The sequence below is a fragment of the Acidovorax sacchari genome, assembly GCF_042847045.1.
Taxonomy (GTDB): domain Bacteria; phylum Pseudomonadota; class Gammaproteobacteria; order Burkholderiales; family Burkholderiaceae_C; genus Paracidovorax; species Paracidovorax sacchari.
Genome location: NZ_AP035783.1, coordinates 4,638,265 through 4,653,393 on the forward strand (window position 1 = coordinate 4,638,265; position 15,129 = coordinate 4,653,393).

The following is a 15,129-nucleotide window of genomic DNA, read 5'->3' on the forward strand; positions in this document are numbered from 1 at the left end:
ACTGCGAGCCTGCTTCAGATATGGGAAGCGTGGCGAACTCCATCCGCCACCTGCACAGGTGGGACTCGTACTCGTACCGCAATCAGCCAGGTTGCGAGCAGCATCGACACGCCACCAGCGATGAATACGCCAGTGATACCGCTGAAGCTGAACATCGCGCCGCCCGCGGCGGCCCCGGCTGCGATGGCGGATTGCACGGAGGCAACCACCATGCCCCCTGCGCTCTCGGCTTGGTCGGGCACGGAACGCGCTACCCAGTTTGACCATGCCACCGGCACACCACCGAAGGCCATCCCCCAGAACGCCACGAGCAGCGCCTGTCCTGCCAAAGAAGATGGCGCCAGCACCAACGCCAACGCCGCGATGCCAACCAGTGCAGGCATCACTGCCAGGGTCATGCGCAGGCTGCGCTGCATCAGCCAGCCCGCCAAGAGCGTGCCGACGAAGTTCGCCGCGCCGAACCCCAGCAACATCAGCGCCAGTCCCTCCGTCCCGACCCCGGTGGTGCTTTCCAGGAAGGGGCGGATATATGTGAACAGCGCGAAATGACCGGCATGCGCCAGGATGCAGCCCAGCATGCCGATGGCGATGCCTGGGCGTAGCAGCACGTCGAGCACCGTTCTCAATCGCACCACGCTGCGCGGCGCCATGCGCGGCAGCGTGAACCACTGGAAAACCAGCGTGATCACGCCCACGCCAGCGGCCGCCACGAAGGCGCTGCGCCAGCCATACAGCCCGCCCAGGTAGCTGCCCAGCGGCACCGCAACCACCGTGCCGACCGCAATGCCGCTGAAGATGATCGACAAGGCGCGAGGCAGCAGCGCGGGCGGTACCAGGCGCATCGCCACAGCAGCCGCCATGCTCCAGAAGCCGCCCAGCGCGATGCCCAGCAAGATGCGCATCACCAGCAGCACCGCCATGCCGGACGACAGTGCGACCAGCAGATTCGAAGCGATCATCAGCGTGGAGAAGCCCAGCAGCACCACCCGCCGGTCCAGCGCACGCGTCAGACCAGGAACCAGCAGCCCGGCAAACAGCGCTACCACGGCGGTCACGGTGACAGCCTGGCCGGCCAATGCTTCCGACACACCCAATTCCGCGGCCATGGGCGTCAGCAGACTCGCTGGCAGGTATTCGGCCGTCAACAGGCCGAAAACGCCCATCGCCAGCGAGAACACCGCCATCCAGGCCGCCCGGACCGGCACCGCGTCGCCCGCCGTGCCCGATTTGGCTCCGGGCGTAGCACCACAAACGCAATCATTCATCGCAAAAGACCACCTGAAAAGCTATTGAAGCCGCAGTCTAGGATTCAAATTCAGGATGATCTATGATGATTTATCTCGTTTTTTTGACCAAAACTCCTGCAATGAATGCACTGGAGCAGTTTGCGCTCTCGTCCCATCTCATCAGCGAACTGCTGACGGGCATGCGGCTGCGCGGCGTCGAATACCGGCGCATCCAGGTCGGGCCATCCTTCGGTTTGCGCTTCGAGGCCCGGCCCGGCCATGGCTACTTCCACTATCTGGCGGTCGGCTCTGCCATGCTGCGCATGGCGGATGGCACGCTGCATGAACTATCAGCCGGCAATGCCGCGTTCATCCCCCAGGGCGCGGAGCATCAACTGCTCTCCAGCCCGCACGCCCCCGCGCAAGACCTCGCCCGGTTCCAGGCGGAGCCGCTGGGCGATACCGTCAGCGCCGTCGATGCCTGCCCCAGCACCAGCCCCGTTCCCAGCGCCATCCTGTTCTACGGCTGCATGGAATTCGACCTGGGCGGCATGCAGGGTTTGGGCAGGCTGATGCCCGGCCTCATGCTGGTCGATGCTGCCGGCGAACGCTATCCGGGGCTGCTGCCGATACTGGCCTCGATGAAAGCCGAAATCTGCTCGGGGCGGGTGGGCTTTGCCGGCATCCTGGCGCGCCTGGCCGAAGTGGTGGCGGCCATGATCGTGCGCGGCTGGGTTGAATGCGGCTGCGACAACACCTCCGGCCTCGTGGCCGCTCTGCGAGACCCCCGGCTGGCTCGTGCCATCCTTGCTTTGCACCGCCAGCCCGGCCGCGACTGGACGGTGGCGGAACTGGCCGCCGAATGCCATGTCTCGCGATCCGTCTTTGCGCAGCGTTTCGAGGCGACCATCGGGACGCCGCCCCTGCGCTACGCGACGGAGCTGAGGATGCGTCTGGCGATCCAGTGGCTGACCCAGGGCAGCATATCCATCGAGGCGGCAGCCGAACGGCTTGGCTACACTTCGCAGGCCGCTTTCAGCCGTGCTTTCAAACGTGTTACCGGCCGGCCTCCCGGTGCGGTTCGGCACGATCGGCGGCATTTCGATGCTTGAGACACGGTCGCCAGGGGGTGGCCGGGGGCAGCGCTTCAGGGATGCGATGCCACGAAACGGCGCGTGGCGTACAGTCCCACCGGCGTCCAGTGCTCCGAGGGCGACATGGCCGTCACCAGCGCATCGAACTGGGCATCGGCGTCCAGCGTGTTCAGCCGTTCCTTGAAAGCCACCAGATCCGGATCGAGCACGTCTGCCGATCCTGCCGCGCCCGCATCGCTCTTGCGCGCACGCTGCAGCGCACGGAAGGTGGGGCGGCGGCGCGTTTCGTTGGCGGAGGCAGGCTCGAAGTACGCCTGGCCATCGGCGCTCGCCTCATCGCCACGGATCCAGTCGTGGATCACCTGCAACTCGTAGGGCGAGAACACGCCGAACATCTCCGAGCGCGGCCCCTGCAGCAGTCCCCAGAAGCGGCTTTCCGCCACGGGGCGGCCGGGTTGGATCCAGTTCGCCTGCACCAGCGCTTCCAGGAAAGCGCCCATGCCCTCCGGGGCCGACAGCCAGTCGTTCACGCTGCGGCCGGCCACCTTGCAGTAGTCCGAATGCATGCCCTGGCCGGCGCCGCACTTGGCCTGGAAGATGCGCACCACTTCGGCGCGGATGTCGAAGTCCGCGATCACGCGCGTGGTGCCCAGGCCCACATCGCCCAGGCGCGCGCCATCGCGCACGCGTTGCCAGAAGGCCTGGGGATCGCCATGGCGCGGCAGCAGGGCCAGGACGGCGTCGCAGGCCTGCCGCGCATGCCCGGTGTCGGCGTTGTCCACCGTCACGTGCAGCGTGAAATAGTACGGATCGATGCCGAGCTCGTTGAGTTCGTACGACGTGGCCAGCAGGTGCAGAGGAAGCTGTTCATAGCCCAGGTTGAAGCCAATGACTTCGGGCAGGAACTCTTCGGCGTTCCACGCCAGCGCGAGCTGTACCGCGCCCTGTTCGTAGAGCGCGTCGGGCAGCGCGGGCCCTTGCGACAGGCCATAGCGCGACAGCAGCTGGCGGTAGAGCAGCACGTGGTTCTTGTCAGGTGCGCCGTCGCCGAGTTCCTCCAGGTAGGTGCGCACCAGTTCGGCCATGCGCGGATTGCGCGCGTGGCGCAGCACACCGTAGAGCCAGCTGCCGTCCACCAGCTTGGTCGGTGCCACGGCCCGCAGGAAGTGCAGCGCATGCGCACGGTTGCGGAAATACCGACGGCCTTCGCCCGCGCGCCGCGCAGCAAGGTATTCGCCATATTGCGCAGACACGGCGGCATGGCTCGCGGCCATCCAGTCGTGCAGATCTTCGGGGCGTTCGGGCAGCGAGGCCGGCGGCAGGTCGGCACGCGCCAGCGTATCGCGCAGCAGTGCGGCGCCCTGTCGCCGTGACTCGGGCGTGGGGGCTGTCTGGTGCAGCGCGGTGTGCAGTGACTGGAAGGGCCCTTCCGGAGCGCGCACGGGTGCGTGAGTCGGTGTGCGTCGGGGGGCAGGACGGTGGTCCGCGGCGTCGGGCGTGGGGGCGATCAGCGTGGAGGTTCTCATGATGGGGTACCGGATGGCGTATGCCCCATGGTTCCCCACCATGGGGCTGCACTCCATCGGTGCGCGGCCCCCCTCCCGGTCGGCCCCCTCCTACGGTCCCATCGGCGCACGCGCCGCGCCCGCGTCAGGCGGCCTCTGCGCCACCGTGGAGTGTCCGGCCGCAGGCCGCGCCCACGGCGGCATCGCCATGGATGAGTGCGGCTTCGGTCATGCGCGACGCGGCAGGCAGCATGGCGCCGTTCTTCGCCGCGAGCACCTCGGCCAGCACGCTCACGGCGATCTCCGGCGGCGTGCGGCTGCCGATCGCCAGGCCGATGGGCCCGCGCAGGCGCGCGAGCGCGCCCTCGCCGATGCCGAAATGCTCGCGCAGCCGCTGCCGCCGCGCCGCCGTGGTGGCAGCCGACCCGATCGCGCCCACGTAGAACGCGTCGCCCTGCAGGGCTTCCAGCAGCGCGAGATCGTCCAGCTTCGGATCGTGGGTGAGCGCGATGACGCAGGTGCGCGCGTCCATGCCCATCGCCAGCACGGCATCGTCGGGCATCCCGTCGACGAGTTCCACGCCGGGCAGGTTCCAGCCCATCCGGTGCTCCTCGCGCGGGTCGCAGACGCCCACCGCGAAGCCGCAGGGAATCGCCATCGCCGCGAGGCACTGCGCGAGTGCCCCCGCGCCGATGAGCAGCATGCGGTGCGAGGGCCCCAGGCGCTGCGCCAGCGTGTCGCCATGGTCGAGCAGCGAGGGCGCGCCCTGCACGGGCGCGGCGAGGTTCTCGGTCGAGAGCGTTACCGCACCGTCCGCGCAGCGCAGGTGCCGCCATACCACGCGGCGCTCCTGCAGCCACTGGACGAGGCGCTGCAGCCACAGCGTGTCGGGGTCGTACTCGAGCAGCAGCTCCAGCGTGCCGCCGCACGGCAGGCCGAAGCGGTGCGCCTCGTCGGCGCTGAGCCCGTAGCGCACGCGCTCGGGCGGTCGCCCGGCCCACTGCGCAGCGCCCGGCAGGCAGCGCTGCAGCAGGTCGTCCTCGATGCAGCCGCCGGACACCGAGCCTTCGATCAGGCCGTCGTCCCGCAGCGCCATCCACGAGCCCACGGGCCGCGGCGACGAGCCCCAGGTGCGCAACACGGTAGCGAGCACGGCGTGGCGGCCGGCGGCGCGCCAGTCGTGCAGCGTGCGGGCCACGCGCAATTCGGGTGCGGATTCGTGCGTCACTGCGGTGCGTCCATCGCCTGTGCCACCACCCCTGCGGGCACATGTTCCATGGGTTGGGGCGTTGCGCCGGCCGCAGGCCGCATCACCTTGTCGGGCGTCATCGGCGTGGAGCGAACACGCCGGCCGGTGGCATGGAAGATCGCGTTGCACACCGCCGCGGCCACGCCGACGATGCCGATCTCGCCCACCCCCTTGGCGCCCAGGCGGCTCACGATGCGGTCGTCCTCCTGCACGAAGATCACGTCGATGGGCGGCGTGTCGGCGTTGGATGCGATGTGGTATTCGGCGTAGTTGTGGTTCATGAACCGGCCCAGCGCATGGTCGGTCTGCGTCTCTTCGTGCAGCGCCTGGCTGATGCCCCATACCACCCCGCCTGTGATCTGGCTGTGCGCCGTCTTGGCGCTCAGGATGCGGCCTGCCGCGATCGCGCTCACCACGCGGGTCACGCGCACGGTGCCGAGTTCCTCGTCCACCTTCACCTCGCAGAACACGGCCGAGTGCGTGGCGCGCACGTAGTTCTTCTGCTTGAGCACGTTGGGCAGCAGCAGGTAGCGGGCCTCCACCTGCGAGCGGCCCTGGGCGGCGAGGATGTCGGTGAAGGCCATGCCGCGATCATGCACGGGCGCACCGCGGCGGCGCAGGCGGCCGTCCACGAACTCCACGTCGCGCAGCAGCGTGCGCTCGAAGCCCGAGCCGCGCGTGCGCTGCGCCAGCGCCCACAGCAGGCGGCGCAGCTTCTCGCAGGCGCCCTCCACCGCCGAGCCGACGGTGGCCACGTGGGACGAGCCCCCTTCGATCGGCGCCACCGGCAGCGTGGAGTCGCCCAGGCGGAAGGTCACGTTCTCCAGCGGCAGGCCCATCGCCTCGGCAGCGATCATCGACATCACCGTATACGTGCCGGTGCCGATGTCGGACGCCGCACTGCTCACTTCCAGGCGGCCGTCGGCATGCAGCACCGCGCGCACCCTGGCGAACATCTGCATCGCATCCCAGGTGCCGGTGGCCATGCCCCAGCCCACGAGTTCGCGGCCTTCGCGCATCGAGCGCGGCTCGACCGGCCGGCCGTCCCAGCCGAAGCGGGCCGCGCCCAGGCCGTAGCAGGCGCGCAATTCCTTGGTGGAGAACGGCAGGTCCTTGGAGGCGTCGCGGTCGGCGTAGTTCTTCAGCCGCAGCGCGAGCGGGTCCATGCGCAATGCGTAGGCCAGTTCGTCCATGGCGACCTCGAGCGCATGCACGCCGTGCGCCGCTCCGGGTGCGCGCATGTCGATGGGCGTGTACTGGTCCAGCGGCACGAGGCGATAGCCCAGCCGCACGTTGTCGCAGCGGTAGAGCTGGCCGGACCAGTTCACCACCACCTCCACATAGTCTTCCATGCGCGACGTCTCAGCCACCGCCTCGTGCACGATGGCGCGCAGCGTCCCGTCCCGGTCGGCCGCGAGCTTCAGGCGCTGCCAGGTCTCGGGCCGGTGGCCGAAGGTGAACATCTGCTGGCGCGTGAGCACCACGCGCACCGAGCACTGCAGGTGCAGCGCCGCCATCACAGCGAGCACGAGTTGGTATTGCGGGCGCAGCCCCGAACCGAACGCGCCGCCCACGAACGGGTTGCGCACCGTGACCTCGTCCCCGCCCAGGCCGAACACGCGCGAGACCAGCCAGCGGCTGTTCTGCGGGCTCTGGGTCTTGTCGTAGATGGTGAGGTGGCCGTCTTCCGCGCGCAGCACGGTGGAGGCGTGCATCTCCATCGGGTTGTGGTGCTCCACGCCACTGTAGTACTCGGCCTCGATCTTCACGGGCGCGCGCTCGAAGGCGCCGTCGGCATCGCCGCGCGGCTTCGGCGGCGGCGAATAGCCGGCCTTCATGCGGCTGGGGTCCCGCGCACGGCCCAGGTGGCGCAGCAGGTGCGTCTCGTGGTGCTCCACCTCGTAGTCGATCTCCACCAGCGACGCCGCGCAGCGCGCCGCCTCGAACGTGCAGGCCACCACCAGCGCGACGGGCTGGCCGCTGTAGCGCACCACGTCGTCCAGCAACGGCTTGAAGGGCGAGCCACCGGGGGCCGTCATGTCCTTGTAGAACAGGTCCATGGAGCGGACCTTCGGGCGGTTCTCGTGCGTGATGATGTCCAGCACGCCCGGCACCGCGCGGGCACGCTCGAGGCGCATGCGCAGGATGCGGCCTTTGGCGATGCTGCTGTTGACCACCACGCCGAAGGCCATGCCCTCGTCGTGGTGCTCGGCCGCATAGCGCGCCCGGCCCGTCACCTTCAGGCGCCCGTCCACGCGCGAGACGGGCATGCCCAGTTTCACCGGCCCGGTGCCGGCGTCGGCGCGGGGCTGCTGCCCCGCCTGCGCGCGGTCCGCCGCTTCGTTCGGCATCGGTGCGTTCATGGTTGCGCGTCCTGTACGTGGCCGGCACCCAGTTCGCCGGTATTGGTGAGTTCGCCGCCCTTCGCCATCTCCAGCGCGCGCACGATGGCCCGGCGGGCCAGTTCGATCTTGAAGCGGTTGTCGCCCGGCCCGCCGGGCGCGCCGTGGCCGCGTGCTCCCTGCAGCAGCCGATCGGCCGCCTGAGCGAACGCCTCGGCTGTGGCCTCGCGGCCCGCCAGGGCCTCTTCGGCCTCCGGCACGCGCCAGGGCTTGTGGGCCACGCCGCCCACGGCAATGCGCGCCGTACGGATACGGCCATCCTCGCCCAGGTCCAGCCCCGCCGCGACCGACACCAGCGCGAATGCGTACGAAGCGCGGTCACGCACCTTCAGGTAGGCGCCATGCCGCGCGAAGCCCTGCGCCGGCAGGGCGATGTGGGTGATGAGCTCATCGCCCGCCAGCACCGTGTCGCGATCCGGCTCATTGCCGGGCAGCCGGTGGAAGTCGGCGAAGGCAATGGTGCGCTCGCCACGCGGGGAGCGCACATGCACCACGGCCTCCAGTGCCGCCAGGGCCACGCACATGTCGGACGGATGCGTGGCGATGCAATGGTCGCTGGTTCCGAGGATGGCCAGCTGCCGCGCGAGCCCGTCGCGCGCCGGGCAGCCCGTGCCGGGCTCGCGCTTGTTGCACGGCACGGCCACGTCGTAGAAATAGTGGCAGCGCGTGCGCTGCAACAGGTTGCCACCGTTGGTGGCCATGTTGCGGATCTGTGGCGAGGCCCCGGCAAGGATGGCTGCCGCCAGCAGCGGATAGCGCTCGCGTACCAGCGGATGCCTGGCGGTGGCGGCATTGCGGGCCAGCGCACCCAGGCGCACGCCGCCGCCCTCGGCCTCCTCGATGTCCGCGAACGGCAGGCGCCCCACATCCACGAGGCGGCGCGGCCGCATCACGCTCTCCTTCATCAGGTCGATGAGGTTGGTGCCGCCGGCGATGAACTTCGCGGGCAGCGCCCGCTCGCTCGCATGGTGCATGCCCTGCGGCATGGTGGCGAGCGCCATCTCGGTGTCGGCCGCCGGCACGTAGTCGAAGCCCCTCATGCTGCCTCCTCCCCGGCTGGCGCCGGCCGGGCCTGCGGTGTGGCCTGCACTGCGTGCGCGGAGGGCCGCTCGGGACCGCGCAGCGGCACACCTGCCACCTCGGCGACGGCCTGCACGATCTGCGGGTACGCGCCGCAGCGGCACAGGTTGCCGCTCATGCGCTCGCGGATGTCGTCGGCCGTGCGCACGCCACCTTCGCTGAGCAGGCCCGCAGCGGAGCAGAGCTGCCCCGGCGTGCAGTAGCCGCACTGGAATGCATCGTGGTCGATGAAGGCCTGCTGCAGAGGATGCAGCGCACCCGAGTCGTGCCGGGCATCACCGGACGCCGCACCGGCCTCGCCCCCTGCACCCGCTCCGTCCTGCAGGCCGGCGAGGCCCTCCACGGTGGTGATGTGCGCGCCGTCGTGCATCACGGCGAGCGTCAGGCAACTGTTGATGCGCTGCCCATCCAACAGCACCGTGCAGGCGCCGCACTGTCCGTGGTCGCAGCCCTTCTTCGTGCCGGTGAGCTGGAGCAGGTCGCGCAGCGTGTCGAGCAACGTGGCCCAGCAGGGTATGTCGAGGTGCTGTGGCGTTCCGTTCACGTGCAGGCGTATGGCGTGGATCGACACGGCGGATTCGGCCGGACCGCTGGCGCGGGCGACCGACGTGGGGTGGCTGGATGACATCTCGCTTCCTTCACGGCCGGTGGACGGACCAGTGTCGTCGGCAGGTGCGGCGGGACCTGTAGGAAGATCGCGCGCCCATGGTCGGCCTGGAGCGGTCCATCCGCCCGGTACGCCCTGCGGCGCGGCGCCTCGCCAGGACCGCTTCTCCGGATCGCACCGGCCGCCCTGGTGGCGCAAGGCAGCGCCGCGCCGTATGCTCCGGCCATGCCTTCCGTGCCCCCATCCGGCCTGCGTCCGCCCTCCACCGTTCCTGCCGGGCATCCGGATGCAGGGGCCGCACCCGTGGTGGCCGGCGTCATCCTGGCAGCCGGCGCATCGTCGCGCTTCGGCAGCGACAAGCGCCGCGCCCTGCTGCCGGGCGGCACGCCACTGCTCGCCGCCGTGGCCGGGTCTTTCGCCCGCGTCTTCGTGCGGACCGCCGTGGTCATGCCCCCCCATGACGACTTCGGCCTGGAACTCTGCGCACGCCTCGGGCTCGACGCCGTGCCGAACGAGCGCTGCAGCGAAGGCCAGGGCACCTCGCTCGCGGCAGCCATGCACTGGGCGCTGGCACAGCCCCACCTGCAGGCCGTGGTGGTCGGCCTGGCGGACATGCCCTGGGTGCGCGACGACACGCTGGCGGCGCTGCGCGATGCGCTGGTGCAGTCCCCCGGAGAACCCGCGATGCCGCTCTGGCAGGGCCGCCCGGGCAATCCGCGCGGCATTCCACGGCGGTATTTCGCGCCCCTGGCACAGGCCAGCGGCGCGCAGGCGGCCGCGCACCGCATCGCGTGGGATGCGGCACGTACCGTCGCGGTGGATGACCCGGGCATCCTGCGCGACGTGGATACGCCGGCCGATCTGGCCGGCGGTGCGGAGGATATGCGCCGCCCCTGCGACGGCACGAGCGCGTGATGTCGCCAACCCGCCGCGCTGGCGCGCCGCCTGTTCCGGCGGCGCGCAGCCCGGTCAGCGCACTTCCGTAACGAACTGGCCGCGCGGGCGGCGCACCTTCTCCAGGTTGACCAGCCAGTCGCCCTCGGGCTGGCGGTAGCCCAGCGGCAGGAGGGTGACGCTGCGCAGCCCGCGCGCGCGCAGGCCCAGGATCTCGTCCACCGCCTCGGGCTGGAAGCCTTCCATGGGCGTGCTGTCCACCTGCTCGGCGGCAGCGGCGATCAGTGCCGCGCCGAAGCCGATGTAGGCCTGCCGTGCGGCATGCTGGAAGTTCACCTCCGCGCCGCGCTGCGGGTACGAACCCAGCAGCATGTTGCGGTAGTTCTCCCAGCCTTCGTTGCGGAAGCCGCGCACTTCGTTGGTGTAGTCGAACATCGCATTGATGCGCTCGGCCGTGTAGTCGTCCCAGGCCGCGAACACCAGCAGGTGCGACCCGTCCGTCACCTGGGCCTGGTTCCACGCCACCTCGCGGATGCGGGCGCGCACGTCGGGGTTCGTCACCACGATGACCTCGAAGGGCTGCAGGCCGCTGGAGGTGGGCGCCAGCCGGGCCGCCTCCACGATGCGGTCCACCTTGTCCTGCGGCACGGCGCGGGAGGGGTCCATCTTCTTCGTGGCGTAGCGCCACTGCAGCACGTCGAGCAATTCCATGGTGTCGGGTCCTGGTAGTTGGGTTGGGAATGTCAGGAACGGCCGAGTGTAGGAGCGGCCGCGAGGCCGCGCTCGCACGGGGAATTGCACACCGTGGTACAAGGCCGCGCCACCGGGCACGGGTCCCGGCATCAGCCGAACAGCCCGCCCTCGTCCAGCAACGCGAAGGCGATCTCCGGCCGCCGCTCCATTCCGCGGCGGATGGCCGCGGCGATCGCCTGCCGCGTCTTGCGGCACAGCCCGCGCTGCTCGTGCACCAGGATGGCGATCCCGCGCAGCGTGCGCACCTCGCTCGCCCCCTGCGAAATGCTCAGCCGGATGCCCAACTGCTCCTCCAGCCGCGCCTCGATGCGGCGCAGGTCCGCCAGGCTCTCGATGGCCTCCAGGCGCTGCACCAGGCGCTTCTCCTCGTCGCGCGTGAGCCGCAGCACCCGGCGGTCCGCATCCGGCGCCGCGAGCATCGCCTGCAGGTCGCAATTGCAGGCGCCGGGCGGGCACTCCGTGCGCACCGGCACGGGGAAGGACATCGCGGAAGAAGGGGACGGGGACATGCCGGCGGACATCGTGCCCGCATTCTAGAAAGGCCTGGACGGGTCTAGCTGTTCAACCCCCGCGGCACCACCGACAGGGACCGGCGGAAAGCCTCCCGCAGCCGGTACACCTGCGCCGGCCGGTGCGCGGCCCCGGACTCCATCAACCCGTTCACCGGCTCCAGCATGCCCAGTTCGTCGATCTTGCGGCGGAAGCTCACCTTGTTCACCGGCTCGCCCAGCACCGCCTCGTACACCGCCTGCAGTTGCGGCAGCGTCATGCGCTCCCCGCAGAAATACACCGGCAGCGACGAATACTGGCTCTTGGACCGCACCCGCGACACCGCCAGCGCCACCATGTCCGCATGGTCGAAGGCCAGCGCCGGCAGCGCGCCCACGGGCGCCGCCTGCAACCACTCGCTGTCCTCCGGCAACAGCTCCGCCGGCACCAGCGCGCAATAGACGATGGAGACGGACCAGCCGCGCGGATCGCGCTGCGCTCCGGAATAGGTCGCCAGCTGCTCCAGGTAGGGGCTGGCGATGCCCGTCTTCTCGCGCAGCACGCGGGCCGCCGCGTCCCATGCCGTCGCATCCTCCTGCGCGTGGATGAAACCGCCCGGCAGCGCCCAGCCGCCCGCGTGCGGCCCATCGGCCCGCCGCAGCAGCACGGCGTGCAGCACCCCGCCCTTCAGCGTCAGCAGCACCACGTCCACCGTGCAGAGGATGGCGGGAAAGCCGGGGTCCGGAACAACGGAAGAAGAAGCGGGATCAGGCGCGGCCATGGATGGACAAAAAGGAAGGGATCGCAACAGACCCGGAGTGTGCCTCCAATCACTTTCCCGGCCCTCCCCCATTCATCGTTCTGTCACGCCGCGCCGCAAGCATGCGGGCTCTTGTCACAAGCAGAGTAAGGAGAACGCCATGATGGCCAATGTGGGAAAACACAAGGAGAACACGCAGGGCCGCGTCCTGGGGCACCGTGTCCTGACGCGGAGCGCGGCGTTGGCCGCGGCAGCCCTGGTGGCGGCCTGCGGCGGCGGATCGGGTGGTGGCGGCGTCTTCCAGGGCGCGCCGATGGAACTCACCATCCTGCACATCAACGACCACCACTCCACGCTGGAATCCAGGTCCAGGACCCTGCAGCTCTCCACGGGCGGCTCCGCGCCCGCCACCGTGGCCGTGGATGCGGGCGGCTTCCCGCGCGTCACCGCCGCCATGGACGAACTCTCGAAGCGCTCGGCCAACGTGCTCAAGCTGCATGCGGGCGACGCCCTGACCGGCACCCTGTACTTCAACCGCGCCGGTGCCGACGGCGAGGCCGACGCGGCGATGATGAACACCGTCTGCTTCGACGCCTTCACCCTCGGCAACCACGAATTCGACAAGGGCGACACCGGCCTCAAGAACTTCCTGGACCTGCTGCGCAAAGGCAGCTGCAAGACGCCGGCCCTGAGCGCCAACGTGCGCTTCGGCGCCAGCTCCGCGCTCAACGCCGCCAAGGCCCCTGACGCCGTCCAGGCCTCCACCATCGTCGAGCGCGGCGGCCAGAAGATCGGCATCGTCGGCCTCACCATCGCCGGCAAGACCAAGGCCTCCTCCAGCCCTGACCCGGACACCACCTTCGAGGACGAAGCCACCGCCGCCCAGCGCGAGATCGACCGCCTGCGCGGCCAGGGCATCAACAAGATCGTGCTCATGAGCCACATCGGCTACGACGCCGACCGCCAGATCGTGACGAAGCTTTCCGGCGTGGACGTGGTGGTGGGTGCCGATTCGCACACCCTGCTCGGCCCCGACGCGCTCAAGGCCACCGGCGTGGGCACGCCCGGCGGCGCTTACCCGACGCGCACCACCGACAAGGACGGCCGCACCGTCTGCATCGTCCAGGCCTGGGAATACGCCCAGGTGGTGGGCGAACTGAAGGTGAACTTCGACGCCGACGGCAACGTCACCCAGTGCACCGGCACCCCGCACGTGCTGATCGGCGACAACTTCACCCTCGGCGGCAAGGCCCCGACGGAGGCGGAAGCGAAAGCCCTGCAGGCCAGCGTGGCCGCCACCGGCTTCCTGCGCGTGACGCAGCCCTCCGCGGCGGCCACCGCCACCCTGCAGCCCTTCAAGGACCGCGTGTCCGTCTTCAACCGCACCCAAGTCGCCGTGGCGCCCGAGGAACTGTGCTCGCGCCGCGTGCCCGGCGGCGCGGGCTCCACCGACTACAGCCGCTCCAGCGCCGCCTGCAACGCCGAAGGCAGCGTGAGCGCGCGCGGCGGCGACATCCAGCAACTGGTCGCCCAGGCGTACCTCGACGTGGCCAACGCCCGCTACGGCGGCGCCGACATCTCGCTGCAAAGCGGCGGCGGCGTGCGCATCCCCCTGCAGGGCACCGTCTCGGCCGCCCAGGTCATCCAGGTGCTGCCCTTCGGCAACATGCTTTTCCGCCTGGACGTGACCGGCACGGAAGTGAAGGCCATGCTGGAAGACGGCATGGAGGCCGTCTTCGGCACCGGCGGCTCCACCGGCCCCTACCCCTACACCGGTGGCCTGCGCTTCGACGTGAACGCCGCTGCCGCGGCGGGGCAGCGCGTCTCCGGCATCGAGGTGCGCAATGCCGCCTCGGGCGCGTGGGAGCCGCTGAATGCCGCGAAGACGTACAAGCTGTTCGTGCTGAGCTTCAATGCCACGGGCGGGGATGGGTACAAGACACTGGCGGCCGTGCCTGCCGCGCGGCGGCTGGATATCGGGGTGCTGGATGCGGATGTGTTTTTCAGCTACATCGAAAAGCAGGGGAAGGATGGGGCGACCGGGTTGCCGACGCTCAAGCGGTTGCCGCGGGACCTGTACAGCACGAAGACGTTCCAGGGGCTTGGCGCAAAGTAAGAGGAGCACCGGGACGGAAGCTACGGATCACCGTTTTTTGAAGCGTCACCACCGAAGCAATACCGCAAAAACGCCTCGCCCCCCGCCCCCAGCGTCCGCTCCCGGTGCGTCACCACCGCCAGCGTGCGCGTCGCGCGGGGCAGCGCGGTCGGCAGTTCCACCAGGTCGCCGCGGGCCAGGGCCGAGGCCACGCTGTGGCGGGGCAGCAGCGACAGCGCGTCCCCCGCGGCCACCAGGGCCTTGACCGCTTCGGGCGTTCCCAGCTCGAAGTCGATCCGCACCTGCCCCAACTGCGCCAGCAGCCAGCGGTCGGCGGCCTCGCGGGTACCGGAGCCGCGCTCGCGCAGGGCCCAGCGGGCGCCGCGCAGGGCAGCCCGGGTGGCCGACGGCTTCTGCGCGAGGGAATGGCCCGGCGCCGCCACGATCACCATCTCGTCAGCCATCCACTCACGCACCACCAGGTCGGCATGCGTCTGCGGCCCCTCGATGAAGCCGATGTCGGCGTCGAAGGCCGCCACGGCGGCCAGCACCCCGGTGGTGTTCGCGATCTGCAGTTGCACCGCGCTCTGGGGGTGCGACACCTTCCAGCGGGCCAGCAGGGGCGGCAGGATGTGTTCTCCGATGGTCATGCTGGCGGCCACCCGCAGGGGCGCGGCATGCCGGCCCTGGAAGAGGTGCTCCAGTTCACCGGCCGCTTCCACCAGGGACGCGGCCCGGGGCAGGAAGGCGCGGCCGTGCTCGTTGAGCACCAGGCGGCGCCCCACGCGGTCGAACAACGCCGCGCCCAGCAGCGACTCCAGTTCCACCAGCGCGCTGCTGGCAGCCGATTGCGAGCGGGCGATGCGCTCCGCGGCAGCCCGCGTGGAGCCGTCGTGCGCGGTCGCCAGGAACACTTCCAGGTGCCGCAGCGTCATGCGCAGCCGGTCCGGCCATTGACCTGATTTTTGGTTCATG

At 70.2% G+C, this 15,129-nt stretch carries 13 protein-coding genes; 3 read left to right on the forward strand and 10 right to left on the reverse strand.

Features of this window, described 5'->3' with window-relative positions:
• Positions 1–14: 14 nt before the first annotated feature.
• A complete protein-coding gene (locus ACGHC0_RS20485; RefSeq protein ID WP_415266595.1) occupies positions 15–1,265 on the reverse strand; it encodes an MFS transporter in 1,251 nt (416 codons plus the stop codon).
• 101 nt (positions 1,266–1,366) lie between these two features.
• Here ACGHC0_RS20485 and ACGHC0_RS20490 point away from each other — a divergent pair, with 101 nt between their 5' ends.
• Positions 1,367–2,338, forward strand: a complete 972-nt coding sequence (locus tag ACGHC0_RS20490; protein WP_415268441.1) for an AraC family transcriptional regulator — start codon at positions 1,367–1,369, stop codon at positions 2,336–2,338.
• Positions 2,339–2,373: 35 nt separating this feature from the next.
• On the opposite strand, the gene ACGHC0_RS20495 is transcribed toward ACGHC0_RS20490, so the two are convergent.
• From ACGHC0_RS20495 to ACGHC0_RS20515, 5 genes are all read right to left on the reverse strand, one after another.
• Entirely contained in the window at positions 2,374–3,846 is a 1,473-nt protein-coding gene (locus ACGHC0_RS20495) for an iron-containing redox enzyme family protein (protein ID WP_415266596.1), read from the reverse strand.
• Between the two features lie 124 nt (positions 3,847–3,970).
• Positions 3,971–5,053 carry an XdhC family protein gene (locus tag ACGHC0_RS20500; RefSeq protein ID WP_415266597.1) on the reverse strand — a complete coding sequence of 361 codons (1,083 nt, stop codon included), beginning with the start codon at positions 5,051–5,053 and terminating at the stop codon, positions 3,971–3,973.
• Positions 5,050–7,437 (reverse strand): xanthine dehydrogenase family protein molybdopterin-binding subunit, encoded by a 2,388-nt coding sequence (locus tag ACGHC0_RS20505; protein WP_415266598.1) that lies wholly within the window; start codon positions 7,435–7,437, stop codon positions 5,050–5,052. The genes ACGHC0_RS20500 and ACGHC0_RS20505 overlap by 4 nt, the downstream gene beginning before the upstream one ends.
• Positions 7,434–8,516 (reverse strand): FAD binding domain-containing protein, encoded by a 1,083-nt coding sequence (locus ACGHC0_RS20510; protein WP_415266599.1) that lies wholly within the window; start codon positions 8,514–8,516, stop codon positions 7,434–7,436. Before ACGHC0_RS20510 ends, ACGHC0_RS20505 begins: the two co-directional genes overlap by 4 nt.
• Positions 8,513–9,184, reverse strand: a complete 672-nt coding sequence (locus ACGHC0_RS20515) for a (2Fe-2S)-binding protein (RefSeq protein WP_415266600.1) — start codon at positions 9,182–9,184, stop codon at positions 8,513–8,515. Before ACGHC0_RS20515 ends, ACGHC0_RS20510 begins: the two co-directional genes overlap by 4 nt.
• Positions 9,185–9,388: 204 nt before the next feature.
• Between ACGHC0_RS20515 and ACGHC0_RS20520 the strand changes: the two genes are divergently transcribed.
• Complete coding sequence (locus ACGHC0_RS20520) at positions 9,389–10,078, forward strand: nucleotidyltransferase family protein (RefSeq protein WP_368352701.1); 690 nt, start codon at positions 9,389–9,391, stop codon at positions 10,076–10,078.
• 54 nt (positions 10,079–10,132) lie between these two features.
• Here the strand turns inward: ACGHC0_RS20520 and ACGHC0_RS20525 are convergent, their stop codons facing one another.
• The 3 genes from ACGHC0_RS20525 to ACGHC0_RS20535 all read right to left on the reverse strand — a co-directional run bounded on the left by ACGHC0_RS20525 (position 10,133) and on the right by ACGHC0_RS20535 (position 12,080).
• A complete protein-coding gene (locus tag ACGHC0_RS20525) occupies positions 10,133–10,768 on the reverse strand; it encodes an NAD(P)H-dependent oxidoreductase (RefSeq protein ID WP_368352702.1) in 636 nt (211 codons plus the stop codon).
• A gap of 131 nt (positions 10,769–10,899) precedes the next feature.
• The gene (locus ACGHC0_RS20530; protein ID WP_415266601.1) at positions 10,900–11,331 is read right to left on the reverse strand and encodes a hypothetical protein; all 432 of its coding nucleotides are present in this window, start codon (positions 11,329–11,331) and stop codon (positions 10,900–10,902) included.
• A gap of 32 nt (positions 11,332–11,363) precedes the next feature.
• Positions 11,364–12,080 carry an NUDIX hydrolase gene (locus ACGHC0_RS20535; RefSeq protein ID WP_415266602.1) on the reverse strand — a complete coding sequence of 239 codons (717 nt, stop codon included), beginning with the start codon at positions 12,078–12,080 and terminating at the stop codon, positions 11,364–11,366.
• A gap of 139 nt (positions 12,081–12,219) precedes the next feature.
• On the opposite strand from ACGHC0_RS20535, the gene ACGHC0_RS20540 reads away from it, so the two are divergent.
• On the forward strand, positions 12,220–14,175 hold the full coding sequence (locus tag ACGHC0_RS20540; RefSeq protein ID WP_415266603.1) for a bifunctional metallophosphatase/5'-nucleotidase: 1,956 nt from the start codon (positions 12,220–12,222) through the stop codon (positions 14,173–14,175).
• Between the two features lie 20 nt (positions 14,176–14,195).
• Here ACGHC0_RS20540 and ACGHC0_RS20545 read toward each other — a convergent pair whose 3' ends face one another.
• Positions 14,196–15,128, reverse strand: a complete 933-nt coding sequence (locus ACGHC0_RS20545; RefSeq protein WP_415266604.1) for a LysR family transcriptional regulator — start codon at positions 15,126–15,128, stop codon at positions 14,196–14,198.
• Position 15,129 lies beyond the last annotated feature (1 nt).

Bases quoted from the DNA above. Each gene is read 5' to 3' on its own strand.
- ACGHC0_RS20485 (WP_415266595.1), bottom strand. From the start codon at position 1,265: ATGAATGATTGCGTTTGTGGTGCTACGCCCGGAGCCAAATCGGGCACG.
- ACGHC0_RS20490 (WP_415268441.1), top strand. From the start codon at position 1,367: ATGAATGCACTGGAGCAGTTTGCGCTCTCGTCCCATCTCATCAGCGAA.
- ACGHC0_RS20495 (WP_415266596.1), bottom strand. From the start codon at position 3,846: ATGAGAACCTCCACGCTGATCGCCCCCACGCCCGACGCCGCGGACCAC.
- ACGHC0_RS20505 (WP_415266598.1), bottom strand. From the start codon at position 7,437: ATGAACGCACCGATGCCGAACGAAGCGGCGGACCGCGCGCAGGCGGGG.
- ACGHC0_RS20510 (WP_415266599.1), bottom strand. From the start codon at position 8,516: ATGAGGGGCTTCGACTACGTGCCGGCGGCCGACACCGAGATGGCGCTC.
- ACGHC0_RS20515 (WP_415266600.1), bottom strand. From the start codon at position 9,184: ATGTCATCCAGCCACCCCACGTCGGTCGCCCGCGCCAGCGGTCCGGCC.
- ACGHC0_RS20520 (WP_368352701.1), top strand. From the start codon at position 9,389: ATGCCTTCCGTGCCCCCATCCGGCCTGCGTCCGCCCTCCACCGTTCCT.
- ACGHC0_RS20525 (WP_368352702.1), bottom strand. From the start codon at position 10,768: ATGGAATTGCTCGACGTGCTGCAGTGGCGCTACGCCACGAAGAAGATG.
- ACGHC0_RS20530 (WP_415266601.1), bottom strand. From the start codon at position 11,331: ATGTCCGCCGGCATGTCCCCGTCCCCTTCTTCCGCGATGTCCTTCCCC.
- ACGHC0_RS20535 (WP_415266602.1), bottom strand. From the start codon at position 12,080: ATGGCCGCGCCTGATCCCGCTTCTTCTTCCGTTGTTCCGGACCCCGGC.
- ACGHC0_RS20540 (WP_415266603.1), top strand. From the start codon at position 12,220: ATGATGGCCAATGTGGGAAAACACAAGGAGAACACGCAGGGCCGCGTC.
- ACGHC0_RS20545 (WP_415266604.1), bottom strand. From the start codon at position 15,128: ATGAACCAAAAATCAGGTCAATGGCCGGACCGGCTGCGCATGACGCTG.